The sequence below is a fragment of the Commensalibacter communis genome (genome assembly GCF_947179105.1).
GTDB classification, from domain to species: Bacteria; Pseudomonadota; Alphaproteobacteria; order Acetobacterales; family Acetobacteraceae; genus Commensalibacter; species Commensalibacter communis.
In genome coordinates this window covers 1-1,843 of sequence record NZ_CAMXCK010000023.1, presented here as the reverse complement: position 1 = coordinate 1,843, position 1,843 = coordinate 1, and the positions used below count along the sequence as shown (strand labels likewise).

At 39.4% G+C, this 1,843-nt stretch carries 2 protein-coding genes; both read left to right on the top strand.

What is annotated here, in order from left to right; genetic code table 11:
- On the top strand, window positions 1–242 hold a 242-nt coding region (locus tag PQG52_RS11405), incomplete at its 5' end, for a hypothetical protein (RefSeq protein ID WP_271829604.1).
- 319 nt (window positions 243–561) lie between these two features.
- On the top strand, window positions 562–1,843 hold a 1,282-nt coding region (locus PQG52_RS11400; protein ID WP_456304944.1), incomplete at its 3' end, for a phage fiber-tail adaptor protein.

The following is a 1,843-nucleotide window of genomic DNA, read 5'->3' as shown; positions in this document are numbered from 1 at the left end:
AAGCTGTGCAAGTTATGTCCAGAACGGATCCATCTGATGGTTGTTCATTGTGGATTGATGATGGGTTTGTGCGGATTGCCTCTGGTGATCCGTCGTCTTTGGGCTCTTTATCACCTACAGCGATGCAGAAATCATTAGCGGAGGCATTTAAGATATTACCGACGTTTGATCCTGGTGATGGCAGTCCTTGGCTAAATGGTGGTGTATTGATGCAAGGTTCTAATAGTAATTTGGACGGATAATAGAAAAATTACCATGTGTAATTTTGACAAAGTATGGTAGAATAAGTACTAAGATACTATTTCTTTATCATCATTTTAAAGACTTTATCTTAAAGCATTGCATATTTCATACGATATGCCAATTCCCTTGATTTTTCAGATAAAAATGACCATCAGATTGTGGTAGTGACCATTTATTTATGATTAATGGGATATATTTATGTTTGGTTCATCAGACATATAAATGATTAATTTTCATATATTATACATTTTAATGATCCGCTCGATAAACTAGAGCGGTTTTTTTTTATAACATAATAATTTAAAATAGGAACGAATAATGGCTTTTAATAATTCGAGCAAGATTGAAGGTGGTAAGATTATTATTTTACCGCCTGGTTGTTTAGGGACGACGGAGATCGATTTACAATGTAAGTCCCCAACTGAGTCTGTATTTTATCAATTTTCGATGGCCAATCGAATGGCTTCTACAGACAGGATTGTATGTGTTGTTGCATCTCCGAGCTCTTCTGATGATACAATTGTTGTTGATCAAACGAGTGTATCTGGCCAAACGTTTAAAGTTCGGATTAGTGGTGGGATATTTAATACCAAAGCTGGGATTAATTTTACGGTAACGACGGCGTTGACTGAAGTTTTGACGTTTGTTGCGACGTTACCGATATGTCCTTCTGGTATTATTGGAGAGGGCGAAAATGGCTCTTATGTGATTGGGAACGATGGCCCTCAAGGAGAGCAAGGGAAAGCTGCGAGTATTGTGGTTGGTAAAGTGATTGCGTCTGAAGCGGGCAGTCAACCAAGTATAGTAAATACTGGCACTCAATATGATGCTGTATTTGATTTTACACTTCCTCGTGGTGAACAAGGTCCCCAAGGGGTTCAAGGTATCCAAGGTGAGCAAGGGATCCAAGGTATTGAGGGTATCCAAGGGATACAAGGCGAAGCTGGCACTCAAATTCTAACGTCTAATCGTGACCCAGTTCGTGATGATGCGGGCAAGAACCTTGTATGGTTAAATACGGCAACGGGTGATTTATTCGAAACGAACCCTGTTGGAGAGAACTTGTATGCGTGGGACAAGATTGGCAATTTAAAAGGCGAAGCTGGCAGCGTTATTTACAGTGGCACTTCAGATCCTGTTTATAACGAGATTTATAAAACCAGTGATTTGTATTTTAATACGACCAGCAGCGACTTGTTTAGCTTTAATAAGGCACAATGGGTTAAGTTGAGTAATCTCAAAGGTGATCAAGGCTTGCGTGGCTCTTTGTGGTTTGTTGGTTCAGAAGATCCAGTTGCTTCGACACATTATAAAGAACTTGATAGTTACTTAAATAATAACACCTATGATTTATTTGTATTTAACGGCAATAACTGGCAGAAGTCTGGTAATCTCAAGGGTCTTCAAGGCGCACAAGGTGAAAAAGGTGATGTTGGTATCCAAGGTCTCCAAGGCGATCAAGGCTTAACGGGTGTTGCTGGCAAAGATGGTGTTGATGGCGAGCGTGGTTCTTTGTGGTTTGTTGGTTCAGAAGATCCAGTTGCTTCGACACATTATAAAGAACTTGATAGTTACTTAAATAATAACACCTATGATTTAT